Raw genomic sequence first — 18818 nt, 5'->3', positions numbered from 1 at the left:
CTTAGCCTCCGGTGACCGGCGGGAAGAGCGCAACTTCATCGCCGCTCACCACCGGATGGTCAAAGCTCACCAGGGTCTGGTTGACTGCCGCCAGCAGACGGCCCTCTTCCAGCGCCAGCGCCCAACGGTCGCCTCGGGCGGCCAGCGCCTGACGAAGAGCTTCAACGCTTTGAAACTCGCTCTCCAGCGTCAGGCTATCGCAGCCCACCAGCTCCCGTACCTGGGCAAAAAAGAGAACCTTAATCATCGTTATCCGCCCTGAAATCACCGGATTTGCCGCCGCTCTTCGCCAGCAGGCGAACCGGGCCAATTACCATATCTTTCTGTACCGCTTTACACATGTCATAGATGGTCAGCGCCGCCACCGAGGCCGCCGTCAGCGCTTCCATCTCGACGCCGGTTTTCCCGGTCAGACGGCACAGGGTCGTAATACGCACCCGGCTCTGCTCCGGCTGCGCCTCAAGATTCACCTCGACCTTGCTGAGCATCAGCGGATGGCAGAGGGGGATCAGCTCCCAGGTGCGCTTCGCCGCCTGGATACCGGCAATACGTGCGGTAGCAAAGACGTCGCCCTTGTGGTGACTGCCGTCGATAATCATCGCCAGCGTCTCAGGGAGCATGGTAACAAAGGCTTCCGCCTGCGCTTCACGCACGGTCTCTGCTTTTGCCGAGACGTCAACCATGTGCGCTTCGCCCGCGGCGTTAATATGGGTCAGTTGAGACATAGCTTATTTCTTTAAATGAGGATGGAAATTGCACGGGCGGGTGCGCGCATCGAGCTGCGGCGCGATGATATTCTCCCATGCGGTACGGCAGGCTTTGGTCGAGCCGGGCATAGCAAAAATCAGCGTGTTGTTGGCGATGCCAGCCACCGCGCGGGACTGCAGCGTGGCGGTGCCGATCTCTTCAAAGGAGAGCATGCGGAACACCTCGCCAAACCCTTCGATTTCGCGATCGAAGAGCGGGAGCAGCGCCTCTGGGGTCTGGTCCCCGGCGGTAAAGCCCGTGCCGCCGTTGATGACAATAACCTGCACCTCGTCGCTGGCGATCCACGTCGAAACCTGGGCGCGAATGGCGTAGCGGTTCTCTTTGACGATGGCTTTTGCCACCACCTGATGACCGGCTTCATGGGCCGCGTCGCGCAGGAAGTGGCCGGAGGTATCCTCCTCTTCGCCGCGACGGCTGGAAACGGTCAACACGGCAATACTTGCCGGGATAAACTCTGCGCTGGCCTGACTCATAAACTGTCTCCTTGTAAGGTTTATCCGCCGATGTAGGAAAGGTTTTGCGTGATGCCGGTATTGCCCTGATGCAGGAAGTGGGTCTGCTTCTTATGCGTTAGCGCAGCGGCGATGCGTGCCTCCAGCTCCGCCTGCTGGGTATCTTCCGCCAGCAGATCGCGCAGGCTCACGCCACCGTCGCCAAACAGGCAGAGATGCAGCTTGCCCACCGACGAGACGCGCAGGCGGTTACAGCTGGCGCAGAAGTCTTTCTCGTAGGGCATGATCAGGCCGATCTCCCCGGTATAGTCCGGGTGGCAAAAGACCTGCGCCGGGCCGTCGCTGCGGCCGCGCAGCTTCTGGATCCAGCCGCGGCGTAGCAGCTCATCGCGCAGCACCATGCCGGAGAGGTGGTGCTTGCGGAACAGGTCGCTCCCCTCACCGGTCTCCATCAGCTCAATAAAGCGTAGCTGGATGGGACGGGACTGGATCCACGCCAGGAAGGTATCAAGCTGATGGTGGTTAACGTCGCGCATCAGCACGGTATTGACCTTGACCTTCTCGAAGCCCGCCTCGAAAGCGGCATCGATACCCTGCATCACCTGGTGGAACTTATCCTGCCCGGTGATGGCGTGAAACTGACGGGCATCGAGGCTGTCGACGCTGACGTTGATCGCGGTCAGCCCGGCGTCACGCCAGCTGGCCACGTCCCGCGCCAGGCGGTAGCCATTAGTGGTCACCGCCAGCTGGCGGATGGCAGCGTTTTCCCGCACCGCAGCGATGATGTCGGTAAAGTCGCGGCGCAGCGAGGGTTCCCCGCCCGTCAGCCGCACCTTCTCGGTGCCGAGCGCGGAAAAGGCGCGGGTCACCCGCCGAATTTCATCGAGGGTCAGAAAGCTTTTGTTGGTTACCCCGCCCGGCTTGTAGCCATCGGGCAGGCAGTAGGTGCAACGAAAATTGCACACGTCGGTAATAGACAGACGCAGGTAATAGAACTTACGCGCGAATGCATCGGTAAGCTGTGAGGCCATGTACACCTTTCCAAATACGGGAGATGCAGTCATTTCTTCCTGCACCCTGGTGGCAATTGCCACGGCCAAAGCATCATATCCAGGGACGTAGACGCAGAGGCTAGAGTGTGTGTTGTAACGCTATAAGTAGCGATAGTAGCGCGATAATGTGACTTTCGCCATCCCCGCCTATCGCTATATAAATTACTATATAGCGGCCTAATCGTGCATTTTCGTTACAGAATACGTGAAAATCAGCCTCTTGCCTTGATATGCATCATTTTCACCCGCTTGGGGCATCGTCTTTAAGGGGTATTTAGGTTAACGTAGCGCAGTTTTTTAGCCATTAAGGAAGAGTTATGCGTAGTCGTACGCTTGCGGATCTTGACCGGGTCGTTGCCCTTGGCGGCGGACACGGTCTGGGGCGCGTTATGTCCTCGCTGGGATCGCTGGGTTCAAGGCTGACGGGGATCGTCACCACCACCGATAACGGCGGATCAACCGGGCGTATTCGTCGCGCCGAAGGCGGTATCGCCTGGGGCGATATGCGTAACTGTTTGAATCAGTTAATTACCGAGCAGAGCGTCGCCTCGGCGATGTTTGAGTACCGTTTTACCGGCAATGGCGAGCTTTCCGGGCATAACCTCGGAAATCTGATGCTAAAGGCGCTGGATCACCTTAGCGTCCGGCCTCTGGAGGCGATCAATTTAATTCGTAACCTGCTTAAGGTTGATGCGTTTCTGATCCCCATGTCAGAGCAGCCAGTGGATCTGATGGCCATCGACAGCGAGGGACACACGGTCTACGGCGAGGTAAACGTCGACGGGCTGACGACCCCCATTCAGGAGCTGATGCTCTTCCCCTCCGTGCCCGCCACCCGCGAAGCGATAGAGGCGATTGCCGAAGCGGATCTGATCCTGATTGGCCCCGGCAGCTTTTACACCAGCCTGATGCCGCTGGTACTGCTTGGCGATCTGGCCCAGGCGCTGCGCCGCACCCCTGCCCCGGTAGTCTATATCGACAATCTGGGCAGAGAGCTGAGCGCCGAGGCGGCGCGAATGGATCTGCCCGCCAAGCTGGCCCTGCTGGAGCAGCGCGTGGGCAAGCGGATTGTGGATGGCGTCGTGGTCGGGCCCGATGCGGAGACGGCGGCGCTCAGCGACCGCATTGTGGTGCAGGAGGTACTTGAGGCCATCGATGTTCCCCATCATCACGATCGTCATCTGCTACGCGTCGCGCTGGAGCAGGCCGTCCAGCGGTTGGGCTAATGATTAACCCTTCCAGACTTTTCTGAAGATCTTAAGGTTGCCTTAACCCTCTTCTGTGAGCATACGCAGCATACTCTTTTCAGGAAGTTATGTATGCGTATGTTCCCGTTCTACAGGCCAGCCTTAGGGCGCATGACCTTTACCATCCTGTTCTCATTTTATATCGCCGTTGCGCTGAACCTTGTCTTTTATCGTCAGGCCTGGACGCTGCTGACGGTGCACTCGCCGTGGTCGCTGGCGGTATTTTTATCGATGCCGATCGTCACCTTTTGCGTGATCAATATCCTGACCACTCTGGCCTCGTTTATCTGGCTGGATCGGCTACTGGTCTGTCTGTTCATTGTGCTCTGCGCGGCAACCCAGTTCTTTATCTGGACCTACGGCGTGATTATCGACCGTACGATGATCGCCAACATTCTCGATACCACCCCTGCCGAAAGCTTTGCCTTGATCACGCCGCAGCTGCTGTTGACGGTGGGGATCTCCGGGGTGCTGATGGCCATGCTGGCCTGCTGGCTGCGGATCAAAAAATCACCTTCCGGCTGGCGTAGCCTGCTGATCCGCGGCGCGAATATTCTCGTGTCGGTCGCCGTCCTGCTGGTGGTCGCGCTCTTTTTCTATAAGGACTACGCCTCGCTGTTTCGTAATAACCGCGAGCTGGTGAAAACCCTGGGGCCATCTAACAGCATTACCGCCGTCTACTCTTACTATAAGCACCACCGCATGGATAACCTGCCGCTGGTGAAGCTCGGGGAAGATGCCGCGCTGGTGCCGCAAATGCACCAAGGAACGAAGAAGAATTTAACCATTCTGGTGGTGGGCGAAACCTCACGGGCGGAGGATTTTTCCCTCTCCGGCTACGGGCGTGACACCAATCCACGGCTGAAGCAGGATAATGTGGTCTACTTCCCCCAGACCAGCTCCTGCGGCACGGTGACGGCGGTCTCCGTTCCCTGCATGTTCTCCGGGATGGCGCGCAAGAATTACGATGAGCAGCTCGCTCACCACCGGGAAGGGTTGTTAGATATTATCCAGCGCGCGGGTGTTCAGGTGCTGTGGAACGAAAACGACGGCGGCTGTAAAGGGGCCTGCGATCGGGTTCCCCATCAGGACGTCACGGCCCTGAATCTGGTGGATGACTGCACCGCCGGCGAGTGCCGGGATGATATTCTGTTCCACGGCTTGGCGCAGTATATCGATAAGCTGCAAGGCGACGGGCTGATCGTTCTGCACACCATCGGCAGCCATGGCCCGACCTATTACGAACGCTATCCGCCGCAGTTCAAGAAATTCACCCCGACCTGCGACACCAATGAAATTCAGACCTGCTCGCAAGAGCAGCTAAAGAATACCTATGATAATACGGTACTGTATGTCGATTATGTCGTCGATAAAGCGATAAAATTGTTGCAGTCGCAGCAGGATAAATTTACCACTAGCCTGGTTTATCTTTCCGATCACGGCGAGTCTTTAGGCGAAAACGGCGTCTATCTGCATGGCCTGCCTTACGCCATTGCGCCGGAGTCACAGAAACATGTGCCGATGCTGATCTGGCTCTCGCCCGATTTCCAGCAGCGCTACCGGGTGAGTGGGGCATGTCTGCAAAAACGTGCTGCCAGCGAGACTTTTTCGCAGGACAATCTGTTTTCAACCATGCTGGGCATCACGGGCGTGCAGACCCATGTTTACCAGCCAGCCGATGATATTTTGGCCGCGTGCAGGGAGTCATAGTGAATGAAAATATTAATCGTAGAGGATGATACCCTGCTGTTGCAGGGGCTGATGCTGGCTATGCAGTCAGAGGGCTACGCCTGCGATGGCGTGAGCACCAGCCGGGAGGCGATGCTCAGCCTGGCGTCGGGGCACTATAGCCTGATCGTGCTCGACCTCGGGCTGCCAGATGAAGATGGCCTGCATCTGTTGCAGCGGCTGCGGCGGGAGAAGGTCTCTCTGCCGGTGCTGATCCTGACCGCCCGCGATACGGTGGAGGATCGCATCTCCGGGCTGGACGCTGGCGCAGATGACTATCTAATTAAGCCGTTTGCGCTGGAGGAGCTTAACGCCCGCATCCGGGCGCTGCTGCGTCGCCATAACAACCAGGGCGACAGTGAAGTTGTCGTTGACGATCTACGCCTGAACGTCAATACCCGCCAGGTGTGGCTGGGTGGGCACTCGATGGATCTGACGCCAAAAGAGTATGCCCTGCTGTCACGCCTGATGCTCAAGGCGGGCTGCCCGGTACATCGGGAGGTTCTCTATAATGACATCTATAACTGGGATAATGAGCCAGCGACCAATACCCTTGAGGTGCATATCCACAACCTGCGGGATAAGATTGGTAAAGATCGCATCCGCACGGTGCGTGGTTTTGGCTATCAGCTGATTAAAACGGAGCAGGCAACCTAAGCCTATGCCAGAGAAGATAAAAAAGAGGCTATCCCCTGTCCGCTGGACCCTGCGCGGACGCCTGCTGCTGACCATTGGCTCGATCCTGGTGCTGTTTCAGCTTATCAGCGTCTTCTGGCTATGGCATGAGAGCAAGGAGCAGATCCAGTTACTGGTAGAGAGCGCGATCTACAAGCACAACAACCATGCGCATATTGAGCGCGAGGTGCATGAGGCGGTTGCTAGCCTGCTGGTACCGAGCCTGTTTATTATCGGCATGGCGCTGCTCATCTGCATGCAGGCGGTAAAGCTGATCACCCGTCCGCTGCGCGATCTGCAGCGTGAGCTGGAGATCCGCACCCCTGATAACCTGCAGCCGATTGTGCTCAATAACCCCTCGGCAGAGGTGGAGGCGGTCAGCTCGGCCATTAACCAGCTGGTGGCGCGCCTGAATTTGACGCTCGACCGCGAGCGACTCTTCACTGCCGACGTGGCACATGAGCTGCGCACCCCGCTGGCGGGGTTACGTCTGCACCTGGAGCTGCTGGCAAAAAGCCACCCTTCCGTTGACGTCAGCCGCCTAATCTTACGTATTGACCAGATGACGGAGAGCGTCTCCCAGCTGCTGCAGCTGGCGCGCATGGCGCAGTCGTTCTCGGCGGGCAGCTACCAACAGGTGATGCTGCTCAGTGACGTTATGCTGCCTCTCCAGGATGAGCTTCAGACAATGCTGAGCACGCGCCAGCAGACGCTGGCGCTGCCCGAGGGTCAGGAGGACGTGGCGGTACGCGGGGACGCCGTTCAGCTGCGGGTGCTGCTCAGGAACCTGGTGGAGAACGCGCACCGCTACAGCCCAGAGAGGAGCGTGATAACCCTCAAGCTTGAGCAGACGCCTGCCCCGGTGCTGGCGGTGGAGGATGAAGGCCCCGGCGTGGACGAGGCGAAAAGCAAAGAGCTTAGCAAAGCTTTTGTACGAATGGACAGCCGTTACGGCGGGATCGGGCTAGGGCTAAGCATCGTTAGCCGCATCGCCCAGCTGCACGATGCGCAGTTCTACCTGCACAACCGCGCACCCAAACCCGGCGTGCGGGCCTGGGTGCAGTTTCCGCCTGTTGTTTAAGCGGATTGCTTAGGCAGATCAGGATGCCGCGATAAAGAGATCGCGAAGCTGATGGAGGCGATCGCGCAGCTGCGCCGCCTCTTCGAACTCCAGGTTCTGGGCGTGCTGTAGCATCTGCGCCTCCAGTTCGTGGATCTTCTGTTGCAGCGCCTTCGGCGTCAGCGCCAGCTCGGACTCGTCCACCACCACCGGCGACCGGGATTTACCGCGTCCTTTGGCTTTAGTCTTGGCAATGTTTTCGCCCAGCGCCAGAATATCGACCACCTTCTTATTCAGGCCCTGCGGCGTAATGCCGTGCTCTTCGTTGTACTCCTGCTGCTTCGCCCGACGCCGCTCGGTTTCACTGATGGCTCTTGCCATCGACGGCGTGATCTTATCCCCGTAGAGGATCGCCTTGCCGTTGACGTTACGCGCCGCACGGCCAATGGTCTGGATCAGCGAGCGCTCCGAGCGCAGGAAGCCCTCTTTATCGGCATCGAGGATCGCCACCAGCGACACCTCAGGCATGTCCAGCCCCTCTCGCAGCAGGTTGATGCCCACCAGCACGTTGAACTCGCCCAGACGCAGGTCGCGGATGATCTCCATACGCTCAACGGTGTCGATATCTGAGTGCAGGTAGCGCACCTTCTCGCCGTGCTCTTCCAGATACTCGGTGAGATCCTCGGCCATGCGCTTGGTCAGCGTGGTGACCAGCACGCGCTCGTTAATGGCAACGCGCTTGCGGATCTCCGACAGCAGATCGTCCACCTGCGTGCCCACCGGGCGGACTTCGATAATCGGGTCAAGCAGGCCGGTGGGACGCACCACCTGATCGACAATCTCTTCCCCGGATTTCTCCAGCTCGTAGTTGCCCGGCGTCGCCGAGACGTAGATGGTCTGCGGGGCTAACCCTTCAAACTCTTCAAATTTCATCGGACGGTTGTCCAGCGCCGACGGCAGGCGGAAACCATACTCCACCAGCGTCTCTTTACGCGCCCGGTCGCCGCGGTACATGCCACCAATCTGCGGAATAGTCACGTGGGACTCGTCAATCACCAGCAGGCCGTCGGCAGGCAGGTAGTCAAACAGCGTCGGCGGCGCTTCGCCCGGCCCGCGCCCGGAGAGGTAGCGGGAGTAGTTCTCGATGCCCGAGCAGTAGCCCAGCTCGTTCATCATCTCCAGATCGAACTGGGTACGCTGGGTAATCCGCTGCTCTTCCAGCAGCTTGTTGTTGGCCAGCAGCGTCTTGCGCCGGTCCGCCAGCTCGACCTTGATGTCTTCCATCGCCTGCACGATGCGCTCGCGCGGGGTAACGTAGTGGGTTTTCGGGTAGACGGTGTAGCGCTGAATAGTGGATTCAACGTGCCCGGTCAGCGGATCGAACAGCGACAGGCGCTCAACCTCCTCGTCAAACAGCTCAACGCGCAGCGCCACGTCATCCGACTCCGCCGGGAAGATATCAATCACCTCGCCGCGCACGCGGAAGGTGCCGCGCTGGAAGGCCTGATCGTTACGCGTATATTGCAGCTCCGACAGGCGGCGCAGAATATCGCGCTGGTTGATGATCATCCCGATAGTCAGGTGCAGCATCATCTTGAGGTAGAGATCGGGGTCGCCGAGGCCGTAGATGGCCGATACCGAGGCGACCACTATAACGTCACGGCGCTCCAGCAGCGCTTTGGTTGCCGAGAGACGCATCTGCTCGATGTGTTCGTTTACCGAGGCATCCTTTTCGATAAAGGTGTCAGAGCTCGGCACGTAGGCTTCGGGCTGGTAGTAGTCGTAGTAGGAGACGAAGTACTCCACGGCGTTGTCCGGGAAAAACTCCTTCATTTCGCCATACAGCTGCGCCGCCAGGGTTTTATTCGGCGCAAGCACCATCGTCGGCCGCTGCAGATCGGCGATCACGTTGGCAACGGTAAACGTCTTCCCTGAACCGGTTACCCCGAGCAGGGTCTGGTGCGCCAGTCCGTCCTCCAGCCCCTCTTTCAGGCGGCGAATGGCTTCTGGCTGATCGCCAGAGGGACGAAAAGCGGAATTCAGTTTGAATGGTTTACTCATGAATGGCTACCTGATGAAGGAATGAGCGGGCAGGTGAGTAATTTTACTCGCGACGGCGGATTTTGCCAATAAATTATACTGGATGAAAACCCAGTAGCAGATGGGAATATCTGTGTTAGATAAAGCAATTTCAAGTGCCATAAGGAAAATTTGCCCGTGGCACAGAATTAAAAACTAAAAAAAATATCTTATCCCCAGAACTTTTTGCGATTTAACATTTGTCAAGTCGGGTAGTGAAAGTTTTGTGTCAGTGGGTGACACTTTTCTTACACGCATTGCTTTTATTTAACCTGTTGATTTTATATTAGTTATAGAAAAAGCCGCGTTTCGCATCAATTCATGCCTAAGCCGCGTGTTCTCTCGCTTTGCACGTGTTTTCTAACTCTAATGCACAAGGTTATCCACAGGAATAGTGGATAACTGTCGCCAGCCCGTACCCCCTGCGACTCAGCGAAAATCGCATTTTGCGAAACGGCACGCAGGTAAAAAAATTTTCCCACCATTTTTTATCGCATTCCGACGCGACTGCACCAGCAAAAATCAGATCCGCCTGCGTCTAGCACTAACAACGTGCAGATGCAATCAGGCAAACCGGCGGAAAAGCGGAATTTAGCGTTTTTTCGTCATCCTGCTCCGAAAAACAGAGCATACCACGCTTCTGGCAAGGCTTTTGCAACATATCTTTTACAGACCAGGTCCTGGAGATGAACCGATGTTGAGCTTACGTGCAGTGAATCACTATTACGGCGATCGCCATACGCTATGGAATGTCGATCTCGATCTTATCCCTGGCACCTGCACCTGCGTAATGGGGCTGCCGGGGATGGGGAAAACCACGCTGGTCAACTGCATCTCTGGCAACCTGCCCGTAGAGAGCGGCAGCATGACCTGGCAGGATGCCGGGGCGGCCCCGCTCAACCTGTTGCAGGTAAAAATGGAGGATCGTCCGGCGATGGGCATCGCCTGCGTACCGCAGGAGAGGCGGATCTTTTCCCAGCTCACGGTAGAGGAGAATTTACAGATTGCCTGGCTGGCGGTAGGCGAGCCTGGCAGCGCGGTGACGCGGGATATCTACGATCTCTTTCCCGAGCTGTATGCCCTGCGCCAGGTTAAGAGCGCCGGACTGTCAGAGGATAACCAGCATCAGCTGGCGCTCGCCCGGGCGCTGGTGACCCGCCCGCGCCTGCTGATCCTTGATGAGCCGACCCGCGGGCTGGGCCAGGCCTTTATCCATAAGCTGGGTAACCTGCTGGTGCGCCTGAACCAGGAGTTCGGTATGACTATCCTGCTGGCGGAGCAGCATCTGACCTTTGTGCGCCGCGTCGCTGACCGCTTCTATCTCCTGCATCAGGGACGCAACGTGGCCCAGGGAAGCGTTACGCAGCTGGACGATCCGCTGCTTTCTCAGTGGATGACGCCGAACCTAACGCACTGAGATCGAGCCAGTGGCCGATGTCACTCTCCGGCGTGGCGTTCTCCAGCCACGGGATCTCGCCGAGAAACGGCGCGGGCAGCATGCGCTTAAGCGTTGCCAGATACTCAGCGTGGCGGTTTCCCGGCGGTACCACGTCATTAGCGACCCAGCCCGCCAGCCGCAGTCCCGCCTGCTGCACCGCCTGGGCGGTCAGTACCGCATGGTTGATGCAGCCAAGCTTAATGCCCACCACTAAAATCACCGGCAGCTGCTCCTGGGTCGCCCAATCGGCAAAGGTCAGGGTTTCCGAGAGCGGCGTAAACCAGCCCCCGGCCCCCTCCACCAGCACCCACTCCGCCTGCGCCTCCAGCGTGCGCAGCCCTGCCGAGAGCGTTTCGGCCTCGATAGGCTGTCCGAGGGCGGCGCTGACGATGTGCGGCGAGGTGGGCTCAGCAAAGGTGTATGGGTTCACGGCCTCGTAGCGCAGGGCTAGGGTACTGTTGTGCTGTAGCGCCAGCGCATCGCTGTTACGCAGCCCCTCTGGGGTCATCTCACTGCCGGAGGCGACCGGTTTGTATCCTGCGGTTTGCCATCCGGCCTGAGCAGCGGCCTGCAATAGCGCACAGCTGGCCACCGTTTTTCCGACTTCCGTATCCGTGCCGGTGACAAAATAGCGTTCAGTCACGTTCAATAACTCCCCAAAAAAGTGAATAGGTCAGCAGGCATCTGCCCTGCTGCTGTGGCCACGCCAGCTGCAAACGCTGAAGCTGGCCGCGAGTCAGGGGCGTGTTATGCCTGCCTGCGTGCAGGTGCGTCGCGCCGATGCCCTTCAGCGAGCGCATGGCCGCCAGGGCGTCGTCAAAGTCCAGCGTGATGTGCTCCACGCCACACCGGCCGCGCCAGGCGCTAACGGTGTCCACTAGCGTCTCGTCGGTTAAAAATCGGTTTGCGTGGGGGCGGCTGTCTATCGCCCGCCAGGCCTGGTGCAGCTCCGGCAGCGACCCGCCCGCCAGGGTGGTAAAGGCCACCGCTCCGCCTGGGCGCACGACGCGATGCAGCTCCCCCAGCGCCTGGCCGAGATCGTTGCACCATTGCACCGCAAGGTTGCTCCAGGCGAGATCGAACCGGGCGTCGGCCAGAGGCAGCGCCTCAATATCCGCCGCAATGTAGTGCCGGGCGGCCTGCTGACTTTGCGCCTGCCTGAGCATCGGCAGGGAGAGATCGAGGGCGGTCACTTCCGCCCCCGCGTCCTGCCAGTAGCGGCTCATGCTGCCCGGCCCGCAGCCCGCGTCCAGCACGCTTGCTGGTCTACGGTCACCCAGCTTAGTCAGCAGCAGATCCGCGCTCTGGCGTTGCAGCTGGGCATGGCTGTCGTAGCTCTGCGCCGCTCGGCCAAAGGCCGCCGCCACCGCGCGCTTATTCACCAGGCTCATGCAGGACCTCCAGCAGACGATCGATATCCTCCGGCTGATGGGCCGCCGTCAGGGTCAGACGCAGACGTGCCGTGCCTGCGGGGACAGTGGGAGGACGAATAGCCGTCACCCAGCACCCTTTCTGTCGCAGGCGTTCCGCCAGGCTCAGCGCCCGGCTGTTATCGCCAACGATCAGCGGCTGGATGGCGCTTTGGGAATCGGTGATGCGCACCGGTAACTCAGCTGCGCCCTGGCGAAAACGCTGAATGAGCGCCGCGAGTGCCGCCCGGCGTAGGTCGCCCTCCTCTCCCCGGATCACGCTCAGCGCGGCGCTGAGGGCCACGGCCTGAGCGGGAGGCATAGAGGTGCTGTAGATCAGGTGGCGAGCAAACTGTTCGAAGTAGCTGGCCACCGCCTCGCTGCACAGCACCGCCGCGCCGCTGACGCCGAAGCCTTTGCCAAAGGTCACCACCAGCAGCTCGGGTTTCACACCCTGCTGCTGACAGCTGCCGCGCCCTTCGCTGCCGGTGACGGCGATGCCGTGGGCATCATCCACCAGCAGCCAGGCCCCGGCGCTGCTTGCCTGCTCCACAATGGCGGCCAGCGGTGCGCTGTCGCCGTCCATGCTGAAGATGCCTTCAGTCACCACCAGCTGCTGGCCGTCGCAGGGTTTATCCAGCAGCGCGGCGAGCTGCCCGACGTCGTTATGGGCAAAGCGCCGCAGCTGAGCCGGACTCAGGCTGGCGGCTTCCAACAGCGAGGCGTGGCTGAGCTTATCCGCCACGATGCGATCTTCTTTACCGGTCAGGGCGGCAATCACCGCCTGGTTGGCGGCAAAGCCAGAGATAAACAGCAGCGCCCGAGGGTAGCCCAGCCAGTCGGCCAGCTCGCTCTCCAGCGCATGGTGCGCCCGGGTATAGCCGCTGACGTGCCCGGAGCCACCGCTGCCCACGCCGTACTGCTCAGCCCCCTGCTGCCAGGCACGCACGATAGCCGGATGCTGGCTTAAGCCGAGATAGTCATTGCTGGAGAAGTTGCAGTAGCGGCTATCGCCCAGGGTCAGCCAGCGCCCCGCGCCCTGCTCGACCACCCGGCGCGTACGCAGGGCGTCGGCGGCCCGCCGGGTCGCTAACGCGGCATCGATGCGCTGCTGCCAGCTCATAGCGCCGCCGCGTTGTAGAACTGGTCGGTGTCGGCGTTAAAGATCTGCTGCTCCAGGTGCTGCTGCTGCTCGTTATCGCCGTTCATCACGTCGGTCTGCTGCGGGTTCAGCCCAAGCTTGCGGAAGAGCTGGACGTCTTTGTCCTCTTCCGGGTTCGGGGTAGTGAGCAGCTTGCAGCCGTAGAAAATGGAGTTGGCACCCGCCATAAAGCACATCGCCTGGGTCTGCTCGTTCATCTGCTCACGCCCGGCAGAGAGGCGCACGAACGAGGTCGGCATCATGATGCGTGCCACTGCGATGGTGCGAATAAAATCGAAGGCGTCGACGTCATCGTTATCCGCCAACGGGGTGCCCTTCACCTTCACCAGCATGTTGATCGGCACACTCTCCGGCGGCGTCGGCAGGTTTGCCAGCTGGAGCAGCAGGCCCGCGCGATCCTTGACCGTTTCGCCAAGGCCAACGATGCCGCCCGAGCAGACCTTAATGCCCGCGTCGCGCACCTTATCGAGGGTGTCGAGACGTTCCTGATAGGTACGGGTGGTGATGATGTTGCCGTAGAACTCTGGGGAGGTGTCGAGGTTGTGGTTGTAGTAGTCCAGCCCCGCCGACGCCAGACGCTGGGCCTGGGTTTCGTCAAGGGTGCCGAGGGTCATGCAGGCTTCGAGGCCCATCGCTTTTACGCCCTGTACCATCTGCTCCAGGTAGGGCATATCGCGCTCGTGCGGGTTCTTCCACGCCGCCCCCATGCAGAAGCGGGTCGATCCGGCGTTTTTAGCCTTGCGAGCCGAGTCCAGCACCTGCTCCACCTCCATCAGGCGCTCCGTCTCTAGCCCGGTTTTGTAGCGCGAGCTTTGCGGGCAGTATTTGCAATCTTCCGGGCAGGCCCCGGTTTTGATCGACAGCAGGGTGCTGACCTGAACCTGGCGAGGGTCGAAGTGCTGACGATGAATGGTCTGCGCTTCAAACAGCAGGTCGAGCAGCGGTTTTTCGAACAGCTCGGTAACTTGCGACAGTGTCCAGCGTGCGTGGTGAGCCATGGGGCTTCTCCAAAAGGTGAAATGAGTTCATGTTTGGGTTATGATCGTAAACCTAAATCTTTTTAATTTGGTTTACAAGTCGATTATGACCCAGGACGATCTCGCCTTTGACCGCCGCCATATCTGGCACCCCTATACCTCCATGACCGCCCCGCTGCCGGTTTATCCGGTGCAGTCTGCGCAGGGCTGCGAGCTTCAGCTTGCTTCCGGCGAGCAGCTGGTCGACGGCATGTCTTCGTGGTGGGCGGCGATCCACGGCTATAACCATCCGCACCTCAACGCGGCGATGAAAACGCAGATCGATGCGATGTCGCACGTGATGTTTGGCGGCATTACCCATGCTCCGGCGGTAGCGCTCTGCCGCAAGCTGGTAGCCATGACCCCCGAGGCGCTGGAGTGCGTCTTTCTGGCCGATTCCGGTTCGGTAGCGGTAGAGGTCTCAATGAAGATGGCCCTGCAATACTGGCAGGCGAAGGGAGAGCCGCGCCGTCGCTTCCTGACCTTCCGCCGGGGCTATCATGGCGATACCTTTGGTGCGATGTCGGCCTGCGATCCGGATAACTCGATGCACAGCCTGTGGGCAGGCTACCTGCCGGATAACCTCTTTGCCCCCGCGCCGGAGAGCCGTTTCGACGGCGAGTGGGACGAGCGGGACATCGTGGGCTTTGCCCGCCTGATGGCCGCCCATCGCCATGAAATTGCCGCCGTTATTCTGGAGCCGATTGTGCAGGGTGCTGGCGGGATGCGCCTCTACCATCCAGAGGTGCTTAAGCGCATCCGCCGAATGTGCGACCGGGAGGGGATCCTGCTGATTGCCGATGAGATTGCCACCGGCTTTGGCCGCACCGGCAAACTTTTTGCCTGCGAGCATGCGGACGTTACCCCGGATATTCTCTGCCTCGGCAAGGCGCTGACCGGCGGGACAATGACCCTGTCGGCAACGCTCACCACCCGTGAGGTGGCTGACACCATCAGCAACGGCGAAGCGGGCTGCTTTATGCACGGCCCGACCTTTATGGGTAATCCGCTGGCCTGCGCAGTGGCGAACGCTAGCCTTGAGCTGCTGGAGCGCGGCGAGTGGCAGGTGCAGGTTGCCGCCATTGAGGCGCAGCTGAAACGCGAGCTGGCACCGGCGAGAGCCGCAGAGACGGTGGCCGACGTGCGGGTGCTGGGAGCTATCGGCGTAATCGAAACCCATCAGCCAGTGAACATGGCCGCCCTGCAGCGCTTCTTTGTCGACCAGGGCGTCTGGATCCGCCCCTTTGGCAAGCTGATCTACCTGATGCCGCCCTACGTCATCTCGTCGGAACAGCTCAGTAAGCTAACGGACGCGGTGCTGGCGGCGGTGGCCCATCCCGCACATTTTGCGCCCTGAGAACGCACGGGCTATTCTAGCCTTAGGGTTGACCACTCACAGAGGAGCAACGATGAGACTTATCAGCCAGGATATTCGCGAGGGCGAAAAGCTACATAATCGCCATGTTTTTAACGGCATGGGCTACGAAGGCGACAATATTTCGCCGCATCTGGCGTGGGACGAGGTGCCGGCGGGCTGCAAGAGCTTTGCCGTCACCTGCTACGATCCCGATGCGCCTACCGGCTCCGGCTGGTGGCACTGGGTGGTGGTGAACCTGCCCGCCGATACCCGGGTGCTGCCGCAGGGTTCCGGCTCGTCGCTGGTCCCCCTGCCCGAGGGCGCGCTAGAGACCCGTACCGACTACGGTAAGGCCGGATACGGCGGCGCGGCACCGCCGAAGGGGAGAACCCATCGCTACATCTTTACCGTTCACGCCCTGGACGTGGAGAAGCTGGACGTGGATGCCGATGCCAGCGGAGCAATGGTAGGGTTTAATATCCACTTCCACTCTCTCGATCGTGCATCGATCACCGCCCTCTATAGCTAATCAACACGATATTGAAGCCGATTCACACAATCGGCTTCCCGTTTCGCCCAACTTAGTATAAAAAAGCAGGCTTGATAGCAACTTATTTAACTATTACGTCTGGAGTACCTCTTGAACACATTTTCGGTTTCCCGTCTGACGCTGGCCCTGGCTTTTGGCGTGACGCTGACTGCCTGCAGCTCAACGCCGCCGGATCAGCGTCCTTCCACCCAGGCCGCCCCGGGTAACGCAGCGCGTCCGGTGCTGTCCGCTAACGAAGCGCAGAACTTTGTCCCTGCCCACTACTTCTCATCGATGGATCAGAACGCGGCCCCGTGGAGCCCGTCCGCTATTCGTCTGCCTGCACAGCCAACCTTCGTTGTTGGCCCGGCGGGTACAGCGGGCGTGACGCACACCTCTATCCAGGCGGCGGTTGATGCAGCCATCAACAAGCACACCAGCGATCGCCAGTACATTGCCGTTCTGCCGGGTGAGTATGAAGGCACCGTATTTGTTCCGGCCGCGCCGGGCAGCCTGACGATTTACGGTACGGGCGACAAAGCCGCCGAGGTGAAGATTGGCCTGGCCGTGGATTCCGAAATGGACAGCAACAGCTGGCGTCGACTGGTTAACCCAGGCGGGAAATATATGCCGGGTAAACCTGCGTGGTATATGTTTGACGCCTGCCAGCGTAAAGGCAGCGCCAGTGTGGGCGTGATGTGTTCAGCGGTCTTCTGGTCGCAGAATAACGGTCTGCAGCTGCAGAACCTGACCATCGAAAACAACCTTGGCGACAGCGTTGACGCGGGTAACCACCAGGCCGTGGCCCTGCGCAGCGATGGCGATAAGGTCCAGATCAACAACGTCAACATTCTGGGTCGCCAGAATACCTTCTTCGTGACCAACAGCGGCGTGGATAACACCCTGCGTAACGATCGCCAGACCCGTACCCTGGTCACCAACAGCTACGTTGAGGGCGATGTGGATATCGTCGCTGGCCGTGGCGCGGTGGTATTTGATAACACCGACTTCCGCGTGGTGAACTCCCGCACCCAGCAGGAAGCTTACGTCTTCGCTCCGGCAACGCTCTCCAATATCTTCTACGGCTTCCTGGCCACCAACAGCCGCTTTACCGCGGCCGGTGACGGCGTAGCCCAGCTCGGCCGCTCAATGGACGTCGATCAGGCGACCAACGGCCAGGTGGTGATCCGCGACAGCGTAATCAACGAAGGCTTCAACATGGCTAAACCCTGGGGCGATGCCGCCGTGTCTAAACGTCCGTTCTCCGGCAACACCGGCGCGGTGGACGATAAAGGCAACGTTACGCGTAACCTGAACGACGCCAGCTTTAACCGCATGTGGGAGTTCAACAACCGCGGCATAGGCAGCCAGGTCGTCGACGCACCGAAGCAGTAACCCGTCTTAACGCCCGGCGGCGCAACGCTTGCCGGGCGTTCATCATCAGTGTGTTATAAAAAAACCCGCTTCTGCGGGTTTTCTTTTAGCGAATAACGATCATCCTTGGTCTTCCTGTTCCTGGCTGGAAAGTGGACAACCCTATCTGCACGTTTTTATCCCGCGCTGAGATAATGTTGACAACATTTATACAGGTCTCATGATTTAGATGATTACCTCCCCAATCCGCCAGCTGAGCCTGGGTGAGATTGAGACCATCCCAGGGTTTCACATTGCCGCAGCCGATGCCCCCCTTCGCCAGCACGTCCACAAACTTTGGGATTCTGGCATTATAAATCTGAACGCGTCCCACCGTGAGCATTCCCCGAGCCCAAATTTTAGCACCGGGAACAGTCTGTTTATTGTCACACACAATATGCTCATACCAGTTCAACAGAAAGCCATAAACGGCGCTCGATAATCCCTTTTTATCGTAGCCGGGCTTAACAAAAGCACCTGTAATTTGCATCCCCTGCTGAGGGCCCTGGCTATCCTGAAAACCGAAGGGCAGATAGGTGAATCTGGCTATCACCGTATCGTCCTCATCCTTTTCCATTCCGGAATCAAGAAGCTCTGCAATCACTTCCTGCTCACTTTGTCCATCCAGAGAGCATTCTAATGCGTATTCTTGATACCAGCCCTCCGTTCCACATCCGACTTCGGTTACGATGAGGCAATAAGGGGGAATGTTGATACCGGTAAGCTGGTATTCAGACAGGCGTATCAGCGCATGCGTGCGAGGAGCAATAAGGTAACCCTGGCGGGTGAGAGTTTTAGAGGTGTAGTCAGGAAGTTTGCTGAGCTCTTTTGAATAGCTGTCGATTAACGAAGGTGCCATTGGTTAGCCACGCGCTTTTTAACTGAGGATTTATTGCGCACCAGACTAACATCAACGCTATATTTTTTCTGCAAAAACAGGGCAAGACTGCGTTCGATCTCGGGAAAAATCTCCTCTTCCGCCATCGCGACGTCAGGATACTGTTTTTCAGGTTGTACCACGAAGCGTAAACGCTTATTGAATACCATTAGCTCGGCAAAGGGCTTCACGGTGTATTCAGCGGCCTCCATGTCACTTTTCAGCGTGATGATAAAGAGCTGATGCTTAAGCTCGCCATCGCTATTCAAATGACGAATTTCAAGCGAGTCCGGGCTGTGATGCAGCGGCAACGTTGCAATCATGCTGGTACTGTTTTTGATAGTCGATACTGAGCGTTCTGAAATGAGGGCGTCGTGCATATGTCCACCTTAGCTGAAAACCACCGGCGGTTTCGCCACTTATTGCCTAAATCTACGTCACTCCTCAAAAATGATCAAGCGCAGATAAGTGGGAGCCTTGACAGATAACACGTTCTATCTTTGCACAAGCTGGCCGGGCATGGCAATGCTACTGCCCGGCACTGCAGGTGTATACA

19 protein-coding genes and 1 riboswitch are annotated in these 18818 nt (G+C 58.9%); of the genes, 8 read left to right on the top strand and 11 right to left on the bottom strand.

What is annotated here, in order from left to right; all coding sequences use genetic code 11:
- Position 1: 1 nt before the first annotated feature.
- From moaD to moaA, 4 genes are all read right to left on the bottom strand, one after another.
- Positions 2 to 247: a molybdopterin synthase sulfur carrier subunit gene (gene moaD, locus EV102420_RS12625; protein WP_042392254.1), complete on the bottom strand. Its 246-nt coding sequence runs from the start codon at positions 245 to 247 to the stop codon at positions 2 to 4.
- A complete protein-coding gene (gene moaC, locus EV102420_RS12620) occupies positions 240 to 725 on the bottom strand; it encodes a cyclic pyranopterin monophosphate synthase MoaC (protein ID WP_042392252.1) in 486 nt (161 codons plus the stop codon). The genes moaD and moaC overlap by 8 nt, the downstream gene beginning before the upstream one ends.
- Before the next feature lie 3 nt (positions 726 to 728).
- On the bottom strand, positions 729 to 1241 hold the full coding sequence (moaB, locus tag EV102420_RS12615) for a molybdenum cofactor biosynthesis protein B (RefSeq protein ID WP_042392250.1): 513 nt from the start codon (positions 1239 to 1241) through the stop codon (positions 729 to 731).
- Between the two features lie 20 nt (positions 1242 to 1261).
- Positions 1262 to 2251 (bottom strand): GTP 3',8-cyclase MoaA, encoded by a 990-nt coding sequence (moaA, locus tag EV102420_RS12610; protein ID WP_072015252.1) that lies wholly within the window; start codon positions 2249 to 2251, stop codon positions 1262 to 1264.
- Positions 2239 to 2371: riboswitch (molybdenum cofactor riboswitch) on the bottom strand. (Overlaps the previous gene by 13 nt.)
- 218 nt (positions 2372 to 2589) lie before the next feature.
- Here moaA and yvcK point away from each other — a divergent pair.
- The 4 genes from yvcK (at position 2590) to pmrB (ending at position 7003) form a co-directional block, all read left to right on the top strand.
- Entirely contained in the window at positions 2590 to 3498 is a 909-nt protein-coding gene (gene yvcK, locus EV102420_RS12605; protein ID WP_042392246.1) for a uridine diphosphate-N-acetylglucosamine-binding protein YvcK, read from the top strand.
- A gap of 93 nt (positions 3499 to 3591) precedes the next feature.
- Positions 3592 to 5229: a phosphoethanolamine transferase EptA gene (gene eptA, locus EV102420_RS12600; RefSeq protein ID WP_042392244.1), complete on the top strand. Its 1638-nt coding sequence runs from the start codon at positions 3592 to 3594 to the stop codon at positions 5227 to 5229.
- A gap of 3 nt (positions 5230 to 5232) precedes the next feature.
- Complete coding sequence (gene pmrA / locus EV102420_RS12595) at positions 5233 to 5904, top strand: two-component system response regulator PmrA (RefSeq protein WP_042392242.1); 672 nt, start codon at positions 5233 to 5235, stop codon at positions 5902 to 5904.
- Positions 5905 to 5908: 4 nt separating this feature from the next.
- Positions 5909 to 7003 carry a two-component system sensor histidine kinase PmrB gene (gene pmrB, locus EV102420_RS12590; protein ID WP_042392240.1) on the top strand — a complete coding sequence of 365 codons (1095 nt, stop codon included), beginning with the start codon at positions 5909 to 5911 and terminating at the stop codon, positions 7001 to 7003.
- Positions 7004 to 7021: 18 nt separating this feature from the next.
- On the opposite strand, the gene uvrB is transcribed toward pmrB, so the two are convergent.
- Positions 7022 to 9043: an excinuclease ABC subunit UvrB gene (uvrB, locus tag EV102420_RS12585; RefSeq protein ID WP_042392239.1), complete on the bottom strand. Its 2022-nt coding sequence runs from the start codon at positions 9041 to 9043 to the stop codon at positions 7022 to 7024.
- A 712-nt stretch (positions 9044 to 9755) separates the two neighbouring features.
- Here uvrB and EV102420_RS12580 point away from each other — a divergent pair.
- Positions 9756 to 10478, top strand: a complete 723-nt coding sequence (locus EV102420_RS12580; RefSeq protein WP_042392236.1) for an ABC transporter ATP-binding protein — start codon at positions 9756 to 9758, stop codon at positions 10476 to 10478.
- Here EV102420_RS12580 and bioD read toward each other — a convergent pair.
- Genes bioD through bioB form a run of 4 tightly spaced genes read right to left on the bottom strand, consistent with a single transcriptional unit; the run spans position 10420 to position 14068 of the window.
- Positions 10420 to 11142 carry a dethiobiotin synthase gene (gene bioD, locus EV102420_RS12575; RefSeq protein ID WP_042392330.1) on the bottom strand — a complete coding sequence of 241 codons (723 nt, stop codon included), beginning with the start codon at positions 11140 to 11142 and terminating at the stop codon, positions 10420 to 10422. The genes EV102420_RS12580 and bioD overlap by 59 nt on opposite strands.
- Positions 11135 to 11890, bottom strand: coding sequence for a malonyl-ACP O-methyltransferase BioC (gene bioC / locus EV102420_RS12570; protein WP_042392234.1), 756 nt, complete (start codon positions 11888 to 11890; stop codon positions 11135 to 11137). The genes bioD and bioC overlap by 8 nt, the downstream gene beginning before the upstream one ends.
- Positions 11874 to 13031, bottom strand: coding sequence for an 8-amino-7-oxononanoate synthase (gene bioF / locus EV102420_RS12565; protein WP_042392232.1), 1158 nt, complete (start codon positions 13029 to 13031; stop codon positions 11874 to 11876). Before bioF ends, bioC begins: the two co-directional genes overlap by 17 nt.
- Positions 13028 to 14068, bottom strand: coding sequence for a biotin synthase BioB (gene bioB / locus EV102420_RS12560; protein WP_042392229.1), 1041 nt, complete (start codon positions 14066 to 14068; stop codon positions 13028 to 13030). The genes bioF and bioB overlap by 4 nt, the downstream gene beginning before the upstream one ends.
- Positions 14069 to 14135: 67 nt before the next feature.
- On the opposite strand from bioB, the gene bioA reads away from it, so the two are divergent.
- The 3 genes from bioA (at position 14136) to EV102420_RS12545 (ending at position 17367) form a co-directional block, all read left to right on the top strand.
- Positions 14136 to 15443, top strand: a complete 1308-nt coding sequence (gene bioA / locus EV102420_RS12555; protein ID WP_042392328.1) for an adenosylmethionine--8-amino-7-oxononanoate transaminase — start codon at positions 14136 to 14138, stop codon at positions 15441 to 15443.
- Positions 15444 to 15495: 52 nt separating this feature from the next.
- Positions 15496 to 15972: a kinase inhibitor gene (locus EV102420_RS12550; protein WP_042392228.1), complete on the top strand. Its 477-nt coding sequence runs from the start codon at positions 15496 to 15498 to the stop codon at positions 15970 to 15972.
- Between the two features lie 111 nt (positions 15973 to 16083).
- Complete coding sequence (locus tag EV102420_RS12545) at positions 16084 to 17367, top strand: putative acyl-CoA thioester hydrolase (protein ID WP_042392226.1); 1284 nt, start codon at positions 16084 to 16086, stop codon at positions 17365 to 17367.
- An 85-nt stretch (positions 17368 to 17452) separates the two neighbouring features.
- Here the strand turns inward: EV102420_RS12545 and EV102420_RS12540 are convergent, their stop codons facing one another.
- Complete coding sequence (locus EV102420_RS12540; protein ID WP_042392224.1) at positions 17453 to 18244, bottom strand: hypothetical protein; 792 nt, start codon at positions 18242 to 18244, stop codon at positions 17453 to 17455.
- Entirely contained in the window at positions 18229 to 18642 is a 414-nt protein-coding gene (locus EV102420_RS12535) for a hypothetical protein (RefSeq protein WP_042392222.1), read from the bottom strand. The genes EV102420_RS12540 and EV102420_RS12535 overlap by 16 nt, the downstream gene beginning before the upstream one ends.
- Between the last annotated feature and the right edge of the window lie 176 nt (positions 18643 to 18818).

The sequence above is a fragment of the Pseudescherichia vulneris NBRC 102420 genome (genome assembly GCF_000759795.1).
In the GTDB taxonomy this organism is placed as follows: domain Bacteria; phylum Pseudomonadota; class Gammaproteobacteria; order Enterobacterales; family Enterobacteriaceae; genus Pseudescherichia; species Pseudescherichia vulneris.
This window is presented reverse-complemented; position numbering and strand designations above follow the sequence as displayed.